Origin of the sequence: Pseudomonas sp. NFACC13-1 (assembly GCF_900104425.1) — a bacterium.
Lineage (GTDB): Bacteria > Pseudomonadota > Gammaproteobacteria > Pseudomonadales > Pseudomonadaceae > Aquipseudomonas > Aquipseudomonas fluorescens_AA.
Genome location: NZ_FMXV01000017.1, coordinates 38,607 through 52,160, shown reverse-complemented (window position 1 = coordinate 52,160; position 13,554 = coordinate 38,607). Strand labels below are relative to the sequence as shown.

Below are 13,554 nucleotides of genomic sequence, written 5' to 3'. Positions count from 1 at the left end.
GCGATACCTCAGTTCCAGGAATGACGTTGTGGCTTGATGCCGTTGAGCAGTTGATTGCCGACCAAGTGATACTTCCAGCGCACCGGATCGTGCAGGGTGTGGGTCCGCGCATTGCGCCAGAACCGGTCCAGCCCCTGGCTGGCCGAGACGCTGCGGGTGCCGCCCAACTCCAACAGACGGCTGGAAGCTTCCAGGGAAATCTCGGTGGACAGCACCTTGGCCTGGCCGACAATCACCGAAGCTTCAGCAACCCGCTCCTCGCTGGGCTCGGCGACGGCCCGGTCGACCGCGTGCGCCGCGCGACGCAGAATCGCTTCGGCCGCTTGCAGGCGCCAGGCCAACTCACCGATCAGCGCCTGGCCAAGCGGGTCCTGCCAGCCGTGTTGCAGCCCGCTGTCCACCCATGGCCGCGCCTGGCGTGCTACGCGCAAGGTTTCGGCGAAGGCGCCCCGGGCGATACCAGTGTCCACCGCAGCCTGAATGATTTGCGAGATCGGACCGTCGGAGGTGGGTTGGTCATAGGCCTTCCAGGCCGGCACCACGTCGCTCGCCGGTACCTTTACACCTTCGATGCGCACCTGCCCGCTGGCGGTGATGCGCTGACCGAAGCCGTCCCAACTGTCGATCACCGTCAGGCCCGCCGCATCCCGTGGAACAAGGGCGATATGAACGTGCCCCGCCTCGTCCACCCCGGCGACCGGCACGATGTGGGCGAACAACGCACCGGTGCAGTAGGCCTTCTCGCCGTCGAGTACGGCCGTGTCGCCGTCGAAGCGGATCTGCGTCTGGAAGGTGGTGACGTACTGGCTGCGCGCTTCGGAAAAGGCGTTGCCGAAACGATAGCCCTGCAGCACCTTGGCGAAGTAGCGGCGCTTCTGCTCCTCGCTGCCGGTCAGGCTGAGGTTGCTGAGCACACCGAAATGGTTCTGCGGCAACTGGCCGAGGGACGGATCGGCAGCGGAAATGATCGCGATCACTTCGCTGAGGGTGGCGTAGGACACCTCGGCGCCACCGTAGGCCTTCGGCACACGGATCGCCCACAGCCCGCTCGCGGAAAAACGTTCGAGTTCTTCCCAGGGCAGCCGTCGCTCGCGGTCGCGCAAGGCCGCCTCGCGGGCGAAATCCTCGGCCAGGCGCTGCGCCACCTCGATGGCCTCGGCGTCGCTACGGATGATGTGGGCCGGACTGCGCGGTGCCGGATGGGCCTGTCCAGGCAGATCGAAAGACGGTGAGACGGTCATGTGCTACTCCATGCATAACGGGTTCATCCAGCGCTAAAGCACAGCCCGTACCAATATTAAAAACGCTTTATATTCAATACCTTGAAGAAATACTCGGGTACATTTGAAAGCCCCGTGAGCGGCAAACTGTCGGTGAACTGTTGCCCAGCGAACAGTTCCTCAGCGGGCCTTGCCACCCAGGTAAAAATGCTGGAGGTCTTCCCGCGCCGCCAGCTCAGTGGCGTTGCCCTCGCCCACTACCCGCCCGTTCTCTAGGATGTAGGCATAGCTGGCATGGCGCAGGGCGACATTGATGTTCTGCTCGGCCACCAGAAAGCTCACGCCCTCCTGGGCATTGAGCTGCGCGACGATGGCGAAAATTTCTTCGACGAGAATCGGCGCCAGCCCCATCGAGGGTTCATCGAGCAGCACCAGTCGAGGCTGGGTCATCAAGGCCCGGCCGATGGCAAGCATCTGCTGCTCGCCGCCCGAGGTTAGCCCGGCCTGGGTCTTGCGCTTGGTCTTCAACCGCGGGAACCAGGCGTAGATCCGCTCCAGATCCTGCTCCAGTTCCCGGCGCGTCGGCTTGCGCAGGAAGCCGCCGCTGCGCAAGTTGTCCTCGACCGTCAGGTGGGCGAACACATGCCGCCCCTCCAGCACATGGACAATGCCCTGGCGTGCCAGCAGATTGGCTGCAACCCCGGCGGTGTCCTGTCCCTGGAAGACAATCCGCCCACGGCTGACCTGCGCCCGATCGGCCTGGACCAGCCCGGAAATGGCCTTGAGCGTAGTGCTCTTGCCCGCACCATTGGCACCGAGCAGGGCAACGATATCGCCCTGCCCGACCCGCAGGGAAACCCCGGCCACGGCGAGGATCGCGCCGTCATAGATCACTTCGATGTCTTGCACCGCCAGCAACTCACTGCTTTCGGCGTCCGCAAGGGCCGCAATGGTCATGGTTTACTCCTTGGGCGCAGTCGCGCCCGGTTGTGTTTCGATCTGCCAAGCCGTGTGCAGGGTCACTGCGCCGTGCAATCGCGAGGGGTCACGCCCTTCTCTTTCGCGTACTCGGCGGCCTTGGCATCGATCAACGGGCGCAACGTGGCGCGGTCGGCCTGGACCCAGTCGGTGATCAGGTTCCACTGCTGGCCGTCCCACTGCTGAACCTTGGCCGCCCCGCCGCCCTCGTGGTCGCTGCAAGACAACCGCAGCGGCTGCATCAGCCCAAGAAAACCGATTTCCTTGAGGCGCGCATCGTTGAGGTCGAGATGCTCCAGGCCCCAGCGACCTTCCTCACCGTTGAGCGGACGGTTGCCGAAATGCTTCTGCCCGGTGCGGATCGCTTCGACGGCAATGGCGGCATTCACCAGGCCGGAGTTGTAGTAGACGCTGCCAAAACTCTTCGGATCCTTGAGATCGCTCTTGCCGGTATCGAGGATGTGCTGGCGGATGCGCTGGTGAATGTCGAAGTCGGCGCCGCCCGGGTAGGGTGTCAATGCCAGATACCCCTTGCCCGCCTCACCGGCCGGTAGCACGTCTTCGTTGGAACTGGCCCAGATGTCGCCGACGATGCGTTCCACCGGGTAGCCGAAACGTGCCGCGGTCTTGATCGCCACCGGCGTGGACACGCCCCAGGTCCGCAGGAACACCCAGTCCGGCTTGAGTTGCCGAACCTGGCGCCACTGCCCGGCCTGCTCGTTACCCGGATCGGCCACCGCGATCTGGATGTTCTCGAAGCCGTACTTCTGCGCCAGCAACGCCAACGGCCCCTGGGTTTCCCGGCCGTAGGCGGAGTCGTGGTAGACGGTGGCGATTTTCTTGCCCTTGAGCTTGTCCAACCCGCCCTCGCGCTCGGCCACGTAGTTGATGAACGCCGAGGCTTCGCTGTAGAACGTCAGCATGGCCGGGAAGTTATAGGGGAACACCCTGCCGTCGGTGGCTTCGGTACGGCCATAGCCAAGGGTGATCAAGGGAATCTTGTCGGCCTCGGCCTTGTCCGCGAGGGCGTAGGCAGCCGGTGCGCCGTTGGGCTGATAGACCGCCACCGGCGCGCCATCGAGACCGTTCTTGAAGCGCTCGTAGCATTCGATGCCCTTCTCCGCCGTCCATTCGGTCTCGCACTCCTGCCAGACCAGCTTGACGCCGTTGATGCCACCTTCCACCTCGTTGATGTAGCGCAGGTAGTCGATCATTCCGGCCCACACCGGAATACCGCTGGAGGCATAGGCGCCGACCCGGTAGGTGGCCAGCGGGAAGAACTGTTCGTTGGCCGCCTGGGCAGCCGGTACCAGCGCCGCGCAGGCGCCGAGTGCCAGGCCGATGGCGGCGAGGCGACGTTTGAGGGTTGCATGCATGGTTGTTTTTCTCGGTTTGAGTGCCTGGCCACGTCATGATGGCCGGCGGTTGGAAACCTCCTTTCCCTGGGTCGGGTCAAGGTCTGTCGGGTCGTGGATCGGCGCTCAGAACCGCAGCGGCCAGACCCTGATGCGTTCGCGCAAGTCGCCAAGCAGGCGGGCCAGCCCTTCCGGTTCCTTGATCAGGAACCAGATGATCAGGCCGCCGAAAAGCACCTTCTGCAGGTTCTGCAATTGCCCGGCGTCGACGTTGCCGTTGAACAGCCATTGCCCGGCATGGCTGAGCAGGATTGGCACAAGGCTGATGAAGGCCGCGCCGATGAAACTGCCGGCGATGCTGCCCATGCCGCCGATAATGATGATGAACAGAATCTGGAACGAGCGGTTGATGTCGAAGCTGCCGGCACTGGCCGTGCCCAGGTAGGCGAACGCCCAGAGCGCCCCGGCGATGCCCAGGTAGAACGAACTGACCGCGAAGGCCAGGCGCTTGTAGTGCTCCACAGGAATGCCGATCACGGCGGCAGCGGTGTCCATGTCACGGATCGCCATCCAGTTACGGCCGACCTGGCTGCGCACCAGGTTGGCTGCTATCCAGGTCAGCAGCACCACGCAACTGAGGGTCAACAGGTAGCGACCGACTGGGGTGGTCAGGTTATGGCCCAACAGCTCCAGGCGTGGCGCGCTAATGGTGCCGGACGAGGCGTAGTTGTAGAACCAGGGGAACTTGGCGAATACCCATTCCAGGAAGAACTGCGCGGCCAGCGTCGTGACCATCAGGTAGAAGCCCTTGATCCGCGAGCTGGGGATGCCGAACAGCAACCCCACCAGCCCGGCGATCAAACCACCGCCTATCAGCGCCAGTGGCAGCGGCAATCCGGGTACGCGCAGCAGCAGGCCGTAGGTGACGAACGCGCCCACCGCCATGAAGCCGGCGGCGCCGACCGACGTCTGGCCGGTGTAGCCGGTCAGCAGGTTCAACCCCAGGCCGGCCAGCGACAGCACCAGGAACGGAATCAGGATCGCGTTGAGCCAATAGTCGTTGCCCAGCCACGGCAGGCCGACAAAGGCCACCAGCAGCAACAGCAGCAGGCCCGGCCGCCAGCGCCGGCGCACCAGGGTCAGCGGCGCCTCGTCGAAGCTGGCAGTCAGGCGCGGAACAGTAGCGGTCATGGCGTCATACCCGTTCAATGATCCGGTCGCCGAACAGGCCGGCCGGTCGGATGTAGAGGAAGATCAAGGCGAGGAAATAGGCGAACCAGGGCGTGATGCCGCCGCCGATCAGCGGGCCGATATAGGCCTCGGCGAGGTTCTCGGCGGCGCCGACGATCAGCCCGCCGACGATGGCCCCGCCAATCGAGGTGAAGCCCCCGATGATCAGTACCGGCAACGCCTTGAGCACCACCAGCGAAAGCGAGAACTGCACGCCCTGGCGCGCGCCCCAGAGCAGCCCCGCGACCAGCCCGACCACCCCGGCCACGGCCCAGACGATCTGCCAGATGCGGTTGAGGTTGATGCCCAGCGACAGCGCTGCACGGGTGTCGTCGGCCACGGCGCGCAGGGCAACACCGATGCGGGTCTTGTTGAACAGCAGGGCCAGCACCGCCACGGTCAGCGCGGACACCCCGGCGGCGATCAGGTCGAACTGGCTGATCATGATCTCGCCGACGAACAGCGGGACGTCCTCGATGCCCAGGTCCAGGGCGCGCACCTGGGCGCCCATCAACCCTTGGGCCAGGCCTTCGATAATGAACGACAGGCCGAGGGTGGCCATGAACAGGGTAATCTGCGAACGGTTGACCAACGGCCGCAATACCAGGCGCTCGATCAACAGCGCGCCGACGACCATCACCAACACCGTCAGGAGCAACGCCAGGGCAAAGGACAGGCCCTGTTCGCGCAAGCTGACGAAGGTCAGCGCGGCGAACAACAGCATGGCGCCCTGGGCGAAATTGAACACGCCGCTGGCCTTGTAGATCAGCACGAAACCGATGGCTACCAGCGAATACAAGGTGCCGGCCAGCAGCCCGCCGATCAGGGTTTCCAAAAAGAAGTTCATGGGCGAGGCGTCCCCAGATAGGCAGCGATCACATCGGGATTGGCCTGGACTTCGGCCGGCGAGCCGTCGCCGACCTTGCGTCCGTAATCCAGCACCACCACATGGCTGGACAAGCCCATGACCACCTGGATGTCGTGCTCGATGAGAATCACCGTGGTGCCAAGATCACGATTGATATCGGCGATGAAGCGGCTCATGTCCTGTTTCTCCTCGGCGTTCATGCCGGCCATCGGCTCGTCGAGCAACAGCAGCGTTGGCTGCGCGATCAATGCCCGGCCCAGCTCCACGCGCTTCTGCAGGCCGTAGGCCAGGCTGCCCACGGCGACGTCGCGCCAGGCCTGCAACTCGAGAAATTCCAGCACCTGCTCGGCACGCTCGGCGAACGCCCGCGCCTCGCGCCGGGCACGCGGCAAGCCCAAGGCCTGTTCGAGAAAAAACGTCCGCTGGAAGCGCGACAGGCCGGTGAGCAGGTTGTCCACCACGCTCATTTTCTTGAACAGCGCATTGTTCTGGAACGTCCGACCGATACCGAGTCGCGCCGCCTTCAGCGGATGCGGGCGGCGCAACGGTTCGGCGGCGAAGAACAACTGGCCGGCGTCGGCCCGGTAGACGCCGTTGAGGATGTTCAGCAGCGAACTCTTGCCCGCGCCGTTCGGCCCGATCAGCGCGCAGATCTCGCCAAGCTTGACGCTGAACGAAAGGTCGGAAATCGCTTTCACGCCCTGGAACGACAGCGACACATTGCGCACCTCCAGCAGCGCACTCATGCCGCTCGCTCCAGGTACTCCTGCAACCACGATTGGCGTGCGGGGCCTTGCAGCACCGCGTCTGCGGGCGCGCTCGGCACTTCGATCCGGCGCAGTCGCTGGAAGCCGAGCAGGTGCCGTACCCGCGCCTTGAGCCAGCGGCGCAGGCCACGCCGCGGATCGTCCAGGGTCCATTCGCACAGGCGTCGGCGCCAACTGCCTGGAAGTGGCAGGCGAGCTTCGATTTCCGCCGCCAGGGATTCGACTCGCACGGCGGACAGCAGCAAGGCTGTGGGGGCGATCTCGCGACGATCGCGACTGGCTGACTCGCGCGTTTCCGGAAACGCCAAGCCTTCGCCCTCCAGCCAGCGACTGAACAAGTGGGCCAGGCCATCGCGCCACTCGGTGCCTTCATCGACCCACACCACTGCGTCCTCGGCCCAGCCCTGGCGTTGTGCGGTCGGCGCCTCGGTGACGAACAGCACCGACAGCGACTGCACCTGCCACAGACCACGATTCGCTACGTTGACCTGGGCCGAATACAGCCGCAGCGGCCACTCCTCGTCCAGGCCGCACTGCAGCCAGTGCGATACGCTTTCGCGACGCTGGACAAAGGCGAACGCCGGGCGGGTCAGGCGTAGCTGACGTTGTAGGTCCTCACCCCGGCTGTCGCGGTCGATCACTACGCTGTGCCCACCCAGTTGGCGCGCGGCCAGTGCCAGGATCAGCAGGCTCGGCTCGAAGGCACCACTGAGGGCCAGCCGCGCGCCAGGGGCGAAGCCCTGCTGGCGCAAGCCATCGCATACCCGCTCGACCTCGCGCTGCACATCGATCCAGCGCCAGGCCTTCCAGAGACCGAGGCGCCGATGGCGCAGGGCGATCTGCGTCGGTCGTTCCCTGGCCCAGCGTTGCAAGGCCGCCAGGGCGCTGTCCGTGACTCGGTCGAGCAGTGGCGAATTGAGTTCGTAGACACTCATGCGCTTACTCCTCACCGGCCAAGGCCGGTTCAGCGAGGCGGCTGCGCGGGGCGAGGCGCTTCAAGTCCCGATAGCCGGCGCCAGGGTGGTTAGCGGGCAATCGCGGACCGTCGCCGAACAGCTTGTCGCGCAAGGTACCGGGGCGGTATTCGGTCTTGTACGCACCGCGCTGCTGCAACTCGGGCACCAGCAACTCAACCACATCGCGGAAGGTTTCGTGGGCCAAGGCGTAGGCCAGGTTGAAACCGTCCACATCGGTGTCCTCGACCCAGGCCTGCAGCTCGTCGGCCACGGTTTGCGTGCTGCCGACAATCAACGGGCCGAAGCCGCCGATACCGACCCAGTCGGCCAGCTCCTGGACGGTCCACTGCTTGTCCGGGTCGGCGGTAGAAAAGGTTTCCACGGCCGATTGGATGGCGTTGGTATGAATGTGCTTGAGCACCTGGTCGGGCCGGTACTGACCGAAATCGATACCGGTCCAACCGGAGATCAGCGCCAGCGCGCCCTCGTAGCTGCTATAGGATTTCAGTTCCCGCCACTTGGCCTGCGCCTTGGCGTCGGTCTCGTCAACGATCACCGTCTGCAGGTTAAAGATCAGCACCTTGCGTGGATCGCGTCCGGCTTCGGCAGCCCGCCGGCGGATATCGGCCACGGTCTTCTTCAGGATCACCTTGGACGGCGCGGCAACGAACACACACTCCGCGTGGCCGGCGGCGAAGTCCTTGCCACGACTCGACGCTCCCGCTTGATAGAGCACCGGGGTGCGCTGCGGCGACGGCTCGCAGAGGTGGATGCCCGGCACCTGGAAGTGCTTGCCCTGGTGACGGATCTCATGGACCTTGCTCGGGTCGCTGAAGATGCCGCGCTCACGGTCGCGCACCACCGCGCCCTCTTCCCAACTGCCTTCGAACAACTTGTAAAGCACCTCCAGGTATTCATCGGCGTAGTCATAGCGCGCATCATGATCGCTCAAGGCTTTCTGCCCGAGGTTGCGCGCCCCGCTGTCGAGGTAAGAGGTGACGATGTTCCAACCGATGCGCCCCTTGGTCAGGTGGTCCAGCGTGGACAGGCGACGGGCGAAGGGATAAGGGTGCTCGAAAGTCAACGAGGCGGTGAGGCCGAAGCCCAGGTGTTCGGTCACCAGCGCCATCGGCGTGATCAACGCCAAGGGATCGTTGACCGGCACCTGCGTCGCCTGGCGGATGGCCGCATCGCCATTGCCACCGAGCACATCGTAGATACCAATCACATCGGCGATGAAGATGCCGTCGAACTTGCCGCGCTCCAACAGCTTGGCCAGGTCGGTCCAGTAATCCAGGTCCTTGTACTGCCAGGCGCGATCCTTGGGATGCCTCCAGAGACCGGGCGACTGGTGACCGACACAGTTCATCTCAAAGGCATTCAATCGAATTTCACGTGGCATGGGAACTCCTGCTCGATAGATTCAGCACCCCTTCCGAGTGCTTCTCATTGCTCTATCAACACGATTCGTGCCAAGTAATAAGTCTTTTATTTACAGCAAGTTAGGCATGCATTCGCGCACGGAAAATGCCTGCATGGTGACAACCTTGTTGATCAACTGTCCGGTGGCAGACAGTGCGCGGATGATTCCTGTCACGAAATTCGAACCGCCAATATTTAGCTTGACGCCTGAGATGACGACCATCATATTTAGCCAAAATATTATGACCATCATGTGAACCGCCATGGGCCGCAGACTCAGGTCGAGGCACGCCCTCCACCCCCGCAGGAGATGACGTATGGAAGCCAGACCTTCATTGGCGATCACCGGTAGGCAACCGCACGCCTCCACACAACCATTGACCGGCAAAGTCGTGGCGCTGCTCGCGGGCCTGGCGGCGATCAGCATGCTCTCCACCAATATCATCCTCCCGGCCTTTGCGGCGATCGGTGAAGACCTGGGCGTGACCGCTCGCGAGCTCGGCCTGACGCTGTCCAGTTTCTTCATCACATTCGCCTTGGGCCAACTGGTGGTCGGGCCACTGGCCGACCGCTACGGGCGCCAGAAACTGGTGTTGGGCGGCTTGTCGGTGTTCGTCGTCGGCACCGTCGTCGCCGGCCTGGCCAGCACCCTCGATGTGCTGATCGCCGGACGCGTCGTGCAGGCGCTGGGCGTGTGCGCGGCCTCGGTGCTGTCGCGCGCCATCGCGCGGGATCTGTTCGAAGGCGAGACGCTCGCCCGCGCCCTGTCGCTGACGATGATCGCCACCGCCGCGGCGCCGGGGTTTTCGCCGTTGGCCGGCAGCGTACTGGCCGTCACGCTCGGCTGGCGCGCCATCTTCATCCTGGTGGGACTGGCCGCCGTGGTACTGGCGTTTTTCTACGTGCGCGACCTCGGAGAAACCCATCCCGCCGATCGCCGGGCGCCCCACTCGGCCAAAAGCGTGGTGCTCGCCTATCGCCGATTGGTACTGGATAAGCGCTTCATCCTCCCAGCGCTCTCAATGAGCCTGCTGATGAGCGGCCTGTTCGCCTCGTTCGCGGCGGCGCCCGCCATCCTGATGCAAGGTATCGGCCTGACGTCGGTGCAGACCGGCCTGTATTTCGCCTCTACGGTATTCGTCGTGTTCGCCGCCGGCATGGCGGCCCCGCGCCTGGCCCATCGTCATGGCGCTCGAGTCATCACGCTCCTGGGCATCGCCTGCGCCATGATCGGCGGTGGCCTGCTTCTGGTAGGTCCGGCCGTGCCTGGCCTGTGGTGGTATGCCCTCTCGATGGTCACCTTCCTTTGGGGCATGGGCCTGGCCAATCCGCTGGGCACGGCGATCACCATGGGCCCCTTCGGCAAAGAAGCCGGGATGGCCTCCGCACTGCTGGGTTTTCTCTCCATGGGCGCGGCTGCGCTGACCACTTGGCTGGCCTCGGTCTTGAGCTTCGCACCGGTCACGACGCTGGGTGGGATCCAGGCGACGGCCTGCCTGGTGGCGCTGGTGCTGTTTCTGTTGCGCGGCAGGCTTTGAGCAATCGCTTTGCCGGCCAAGCACGATGGAGGGTTGCGCCGGTGAAGCGCCAATCAATACACCGGCCAGGTTTCGACAATCTTCCCCCCGCGCACGGCCAGCAAGTCGCCAAACTGCAGCAGCACGGACTCAGTCTGGGTCGGCCGTAAAAACACCTGGTCCTCCACGTTCAGCCCCACGGCCGGTGAGCCGTTGACCATTTCCTGGTTGGAACTGCGGCCATAGAGTTCGTTACTTTGCAGCCCCGAAGGGGACTCGAACTCGGCCATCCAGTTGCCGCCATAGATGAAGAAGGTTCCGCGCTGATTCGGATTCCACCAAGAGAACAATCGGGACTTGTCATCCAAAGCGGGGAAATTGACGGCCCCGGTGCTCTTCAACACCGGCGTTGCGATAAAGGCCGCCGGCACATGCTCGGCCAGCGATGGCAAGTCGTAATGGGTCGGCTTGAGAAACGCCGTCCCCACCGAGACCTCGCTGCTCAAGCGCTCCTGTTCGTGTATGCGGTAGCTGGGGCTCCCGGCGGTATTGAGCGTGAGCCCGTCGTGCCAAAGCGCCGGAAAATGCTCACGTACGTAGTTCACATGACCGTTGTAAATGACCATCACCTGGTCGAACAACGCCTGGGACGAACCGAGGATCCGGGGCACGCCCATGCCGACAAACGGGTCATAACCCATGAAGCCTGAAAATTCGAGATGCTGCGGATGGGCACTGATCAGCCTCAGCATCTCGCCGAGCACCGCCTGGTCAGCGACTCCGCCGCGATGCAGGCCGACATCCAGCTCGATATTGACCCGCAGCCGGATGCCCAGGCCCTGTGCCAATGCCAGGTAATCCATCAGCCGCCGGGGGGTATCGAGCAGCCATTGCAGTTGCCTGGAAGGGTCGAAGGTTCCCTTGTGGGTTTGGTAAAACACCTCGGCCGAGCGTACCGGTAAAGGCTTGCCGAGCAAGAGGTCGGCCTCGGGAAAGGTCACCGCATCCTGATTGAGGAATGGCTGATGAAACGACATCAGCCGCTGGCTATCGGTCCGTCTGGCGATGTACGCCAACAATCCCGGTGACGGCAGGGACTTCTCCACCAGGCGCAAGTGTTTGTCGGCACGTTTGACCGATTGCATGACCACATCGATGTTGTGATCGAGCCCATCGAGGTCGATCAGCATCACCGGCCGCATCGGCCCATGGACCTTCAGCTCCTGGTTCAGCGCGCGGAAGTACTCGTTGTAGGGACTGCCCCGGTCGCTCGGACGCAACAGCGCGCCCGCCCCTGCCATCAACGCCCCCACTCCCACGGTGCCGAGCATAAAGGTTCTACGGTTCATCAGGACGCTCCTTCGCGCGCAGTCAAGTGCACGTTACGGCAGCTATACCCGGCTGTTGAGGCTATGGGAGGTCAGAAAGGGGACTTTGGCGGCCAGGCTTTGATCGATTCCTCCTGCCCCCTGGACGTTGCAATGAACCCTGTGATGGCCGCCACCACATTGGCGCCCCGTTCAAGATAGGGCACATGCCCGGAGTCCTCGATGAACTCGCCGCGTGCATCGGGCAGTTGCTGGATCAGGTTCTCCAGGGTCGCCGGCAGGAATACCTGGTCATGCCGGCCCCAAATCACCAGCGTCTTGACAGCGATCTGTGGCAACCGTTCGAGCAGCACGTCCAGGCCTTCGCGACGGAAATCCTCGACGACCCGCTGCACAGCGGCAAACCTCGACCTGCCGCTGGCCGCCATGGCCTTGGCCAAGCGCCCCCCTACCTCGGGCGGCGCCTGGAACACCAGGCTCCAGAAGCGCTTCATCTCTTCGACCGTACGATAGCCAAACACCGTTCCCGCCCCTTGCAGGCTGGCTTTCAATACGGGGCCTAGCGCTTGCTCACCCAGACCGGCAGGCGCCAGCAAGACCAAGTGACTGACACGCTGCGGGTGTTTGGCGGCATACAGGCCGGCCACGCACCCACCCAAAGAGCTGCCGACCAGCACGAAGGGACCCTCGACGAGGGTATCCAGCAGGTCTTCGAGTTCCGCCAGCATTGCCAGGGGACCAAAGCCGGCACCCGCCTCGTACACGGATTGGCCATGCCCCGGCAAGTCGACGAAAACGCAAGGGTGATGGCGCGCCATGCCCAGCATCGCAGGGCCCCACTGGTCCTTGCTGGCACCCAAGCCGTGGAGCATGACCAGCGTCGTCCGCAGGTTCCGTGCAGGGCTTTGCAGATAGGCCAGGCGTCCGTGTTTACCGGTGTGCCAGCGCAGTTTCAAACCGAACTGCCAGCGGTGGACCAGGCGCAAAGTGCCGAGCAGCAATCGATCAACGCCGTTCATCCGTCACTCCTTGCCCTTTGCTACCGGCCCTGAGGAAGAACCTTGCCGGCAGGCGCAGTTGGCATAGCGCCACGCCTGACAGCGTCAACACGGCGCCGATCACCAGGCGCTGACTGAAACCTTCGGCGAGCATGACCTGGCTGACAGCGATCGCGAACACCGGCACCAGAAGCAGGTACGGGCTCAGTTGCTGCATCGAGTTGCGGCCGAGTAACCAGAACCACAGACCGAACCCCAGCAGACCACCACTGAGTGCGGTGTAGAGTACCGCCCACCACGCCTGGGCGCTGGCCGTGTAGACGCGTGTCCATTGCTCGCCTTCCTGGACGAACGACCACAGCAACAGTTGCGGTGCGGCGATGACCGCCGTCCAGGCACTCAAGGCCAGCGGATCCAGTGGTCCGAGACGCTTGGTCAACACTGACCCGGCAGCGAATGCCAAGGCCGCCAGCGCCACCAGCAACATGCCGATGAACGTCCCGCCCGCCGATGGCGTAGCCAGTAGCACCAGGACACCGGCGAACGCCAGCAGGATGCCCGCCAGGAGCCGCATTTTCAGGACTTCCCCCAATAACGCGAATGCCAGGACGAGGGTAAACGGTGCCGCCAATTGATAAATGATCGCCGAGGTAGAGGCGTCTACCCGAGCGATACCGCAATACAGCAAACCGAAATGCAAGGTCCCGGTAATCGTGGCGATCAAGGCCACGGACGCAAACTGTTCACGTTTGACGCGCTTGAGCAGCGGTAGGAGAAACAGCGCCATGATCGCGTAGCGCATGGCGACCATGAGGATAGGCGGCAACTCGGCGCCGCCGATTTTCACTGCAGTGACCTGCGCGCCCCAGAGAAACGCGACCAGTAATGCGAGCAATGAGTCTTTCAATGGCATGA

13 protein-coding genes are annotated in these 13,554 nt (G+C 63.7%); 1 reads left to right on the top strand and 12 read right to left on the bottom strand.

Annotated elements, in window-relative coordinates; genetic code table 11:
* Positions 1-8: 8 nt before the first annotated feature.
* From BLQ55_RS20160 to BLQ55_RS20120, 9 genes are all read right to left on the bottom strand, one after another.
* A complete protein-coding gene (locus BLQ55_RS20160; RefSeq protein ID WP_092203561.1) occupies positions 9-1,241 on the bottom strand; it encodes an SfnB family sulfur acquisition oxidoreductase in 1,233 nt (410 codons plus the stop codon).
* Positions 1,242-1,400: 159 nt separating this feature from the next.
* On the bottom strand, positions 1,401-2,177 hold the full coding sequence (locus BLQ55_RS20155; RefSeq protein WP_092203559.1) for an ABC transporter ATP-binding protein: 777 nt from the start codon (positions 2,175-2,177) through the stop codon (positions 1,401-1,403).
* A gap of 62 nt (positions 2,178-2,239) precedes the next feature.
* The gene (locus BLQ55_RS20150; RefSeq protein WP_092203557.1) at positions 2,240-3,574 is read right to left on the bottom strand and encodes an ABC transporter substrate-binding protein; all 1,335 of its coding nucleotides are present in this window, start codon (positions 3,572-3,574) and stop codon (positions 2,240-2,242) included.
* A 105-nt stretch (positions 3,575-3,679) separates the two neighbouring features.
* On the bottom strand, positions 3,680-4,744 hold the full coding sequence (locus tag BLQ55_RS20145; RefSeq protein WP_092256291.1) for a branched-chain amino acid ABC transporter permease: 1,065 nt from the start codon (positions 4,742-4,744) through the stop codon (positions 3,680-3,682).
* 4 nt (positions 4,745-4,748) lie between these two features.
* Positions 4,749-5,630 carry a branched-chain amino acid ABC transporter permease gene (locus BLQ55_RS20140; RefSeq protein WP_060742781.1) on the bottom strand — a complete coding sequence of 294 codons (882 nt, stop codon included), beginning with the start codon at positions 5,628-5,630 and terminating at the stop codon, positions 4,749-4,751.
* Positions 5,627-6,397 carry an ABC transporter ATP-binding protein gene (locus tag BLQ55_RS20135; RefSeq protein WP_092203551.1) on the bottom strand — a complete coding sequence of 257 codons (771 nt, stop codon included), beginning with the start codon at positions 6,395-6,397 and terminating at the stop codon, positions 5,627-5,629. Before BLQ55_RS20135 ends, BLQ55_RS20140 begins: the two co-directional genes overlap by 4 nt.
* Entirely contained in the window at positions 6,394-7,353 is a 960-nt protein-coding gene (locus BLQ55_RS20130) for an AMP-binding protein (RefSeq protein WP_092203549.1), read from the bottom strand. Before BLQ55_RS20130 ends, BLQ55_RS20135 begins: the two co-directional genes overlap by 4 nt.
* A 4-nt stretch (positions 7,354-7,357) precedes the next feature.
* A complete protein-coding gene (locus BLQ55_RS20125; protein WP_092256288.1) occupies positions 7,358-8,776 on the bottom strand; it encodes an LLM class flavin-dependent oxidoreductase in 1,419 nt (472 codons plus the stop codon).
* A gap of 90 nt (positions 8,777-8,866) precedes the next feature.
* Positions 8,867-9,049, bottom strand: a complete 183-nt coding sequence (locus tag BLQ55_RS20120; protein ID WP_143011756.1) for a hypothetical protein — start codon at positions 9,047-9,049, stop codon at positions 8,867-8,869.
* Between the two features lie 64 nt (positions 9,050-9,113).
* Here BLQ55_RS20120 and BLQ55_RS20115 point away from each other — a divergent pair, with 64 nt between their 5' ends.
* A complete protein-coding gene (locus BLQ55_RS20115) occupies positions 9,114-10,334 on the top strand; it encodes a multidrug effflux MFS transporter (RefSeq protein ID WP_092256281.1) in 1,221 nt (406 codons plus the stop codon).
* A gap of 53 nt (positions 10,335-10,387) precedes the next feature.
* On the opposite strand, the gene BLQ55_RS20110 is transcribed toward BLQ55_RS20115, so the two are convergent.
* The 3 genes from BLQ55_RS20110 to BLQ55_RS20100 form a co-directional block, all read right to left on the bottom strand.
* Complete coding sequence (locus tag BLQ55_RS20110) at positions 10,388-11,593, bottom strand: DSD1 family PLP-dependent enzyme (protein ID WP_176814229.1); 1,206 nt, start codon at positions 11,591-11,593, stop codon at positions 10,388-10,390.
* Between the two features lie 140 nt (positions 11,594-11,733).
* Entirely contained in the window at positions 11,734-12,660 is a 927-nt protein-coding gene (locus BLQ55_RS20105; protein WP_092256275.1) for an alpha/beta fold hydrolase, read from the bottom strand.
* Positions 12,647-13,552: a DMT family transporter gene (locus BLQ55_RS20100; RefSeq protein ID WP_092256272.1), complete on the bottom strand. Its 906-nt coding sequence runs from the start codon at positions 13,550-13,552 to the stop codon at positions 12,647-12,649. The genes BLQ55_RS20105 and BLQ55_RS20100 overlap by 14 nt, the downstream gene beginning before the upstream one ends.
* Positions 13,553-13,554 lie beyond the last annotated feature (2 nt).

What these genes read in the sequence shown, in the direction of transcription:
- BLQ55_RS20160 (WP_092203561.1), bottom strand. Translation starts at nt 1,241, where the DNA reads ATGACCGTCTCACCGTCTTTCGATCTGCCTGGACAGGCCCATCCGGCA.
- BLQ55_RS20155 (WP_092203559.1), bottom strand. Translation starts at nt 2,177, where the DNA reads ATGACCATTGCGGCCCTTGCGGACGCCGAAAGCAGTGAGTTGCTGGCG.
- BLQ55_RS20150 (WP_092203557.1), bottom strand. Translation starts at nt 3,574, where the DNA reads ATGCATGCAACCCTCAAACGTCGCCTCGCCGCCATCGGCCTGGCACTC.
- BLQ55_RS20145 (WP_092256291.1), bottom strand. Translation starts at nt 4,744, where the DNA reads ATGACCGCTACTGTTCCGCGCCTGACTGCCAGCTTCGACGAGGCGCCG.
- BLQ55_RS20140 (WP_060742781.1), bottom strand. Translation starts at nt 5,630, where the DNA reads ATGAACTTCTTTTTGGAAACCCTGATCGGCGGGCTGCTGGCCGGCACC.
- BLQ55_RS20135 (WP_092203551.1), bottom strand. Translation starts at nt 6,397, where the DNA reads ATGAGTGCGCTGCTGGAGGTGCGCAATGTGTCGCTGTCGTTCCAGGGC.
- BLQ55_RS20130 (WP_092203549.1), bottom strand. Translation starts at nt 7,353, where the DNA reads ATGAGTGTCTACGAACTCAATTCGCCACTGCTCGACCGAGTCACGGAC.
- BLQ55_RS20125 (WP_092256288.1), bottom strand. Translation starts at nt 8,776, where the DNA reads ATGCCACGTGAAATTCGATTGAATGCCTTTGAGATGAACTGTGTCGGT.
- BLQ55_RS20120 (WP_143011756.1), bottom strand. Translation starts at nt 9,049, where the DNA reads ATGATGGTCATAATATTTTGGCTAAATATGATGGTCGTCATCTCAGGC.
- BLQ55_RS20115 (WP_092256281.1), top strand. Translation starts at nt 9,114, where the DNA reads ATGGAAGCCAGACCTTCATTGGCGATCACCGGTAGGCAACCGCACGCC.
- BLQ55_RS20105 (WP_092256275.1), bottom strand. Translation starts at nt 12,660, where the DNA reads ATGAACGGCGTTGATCGATTGCTGCTCGGCACTTTGCGCCTGGTCCAC.
- BLQ55_RS20100 (WP_092256272.1), bottom strand. Translation starts at nt 13,552, where the DNA reads ATGCCATTGAAAGACTCATTGCTCGCATTACTGGTCGCGTTTCTCTGG.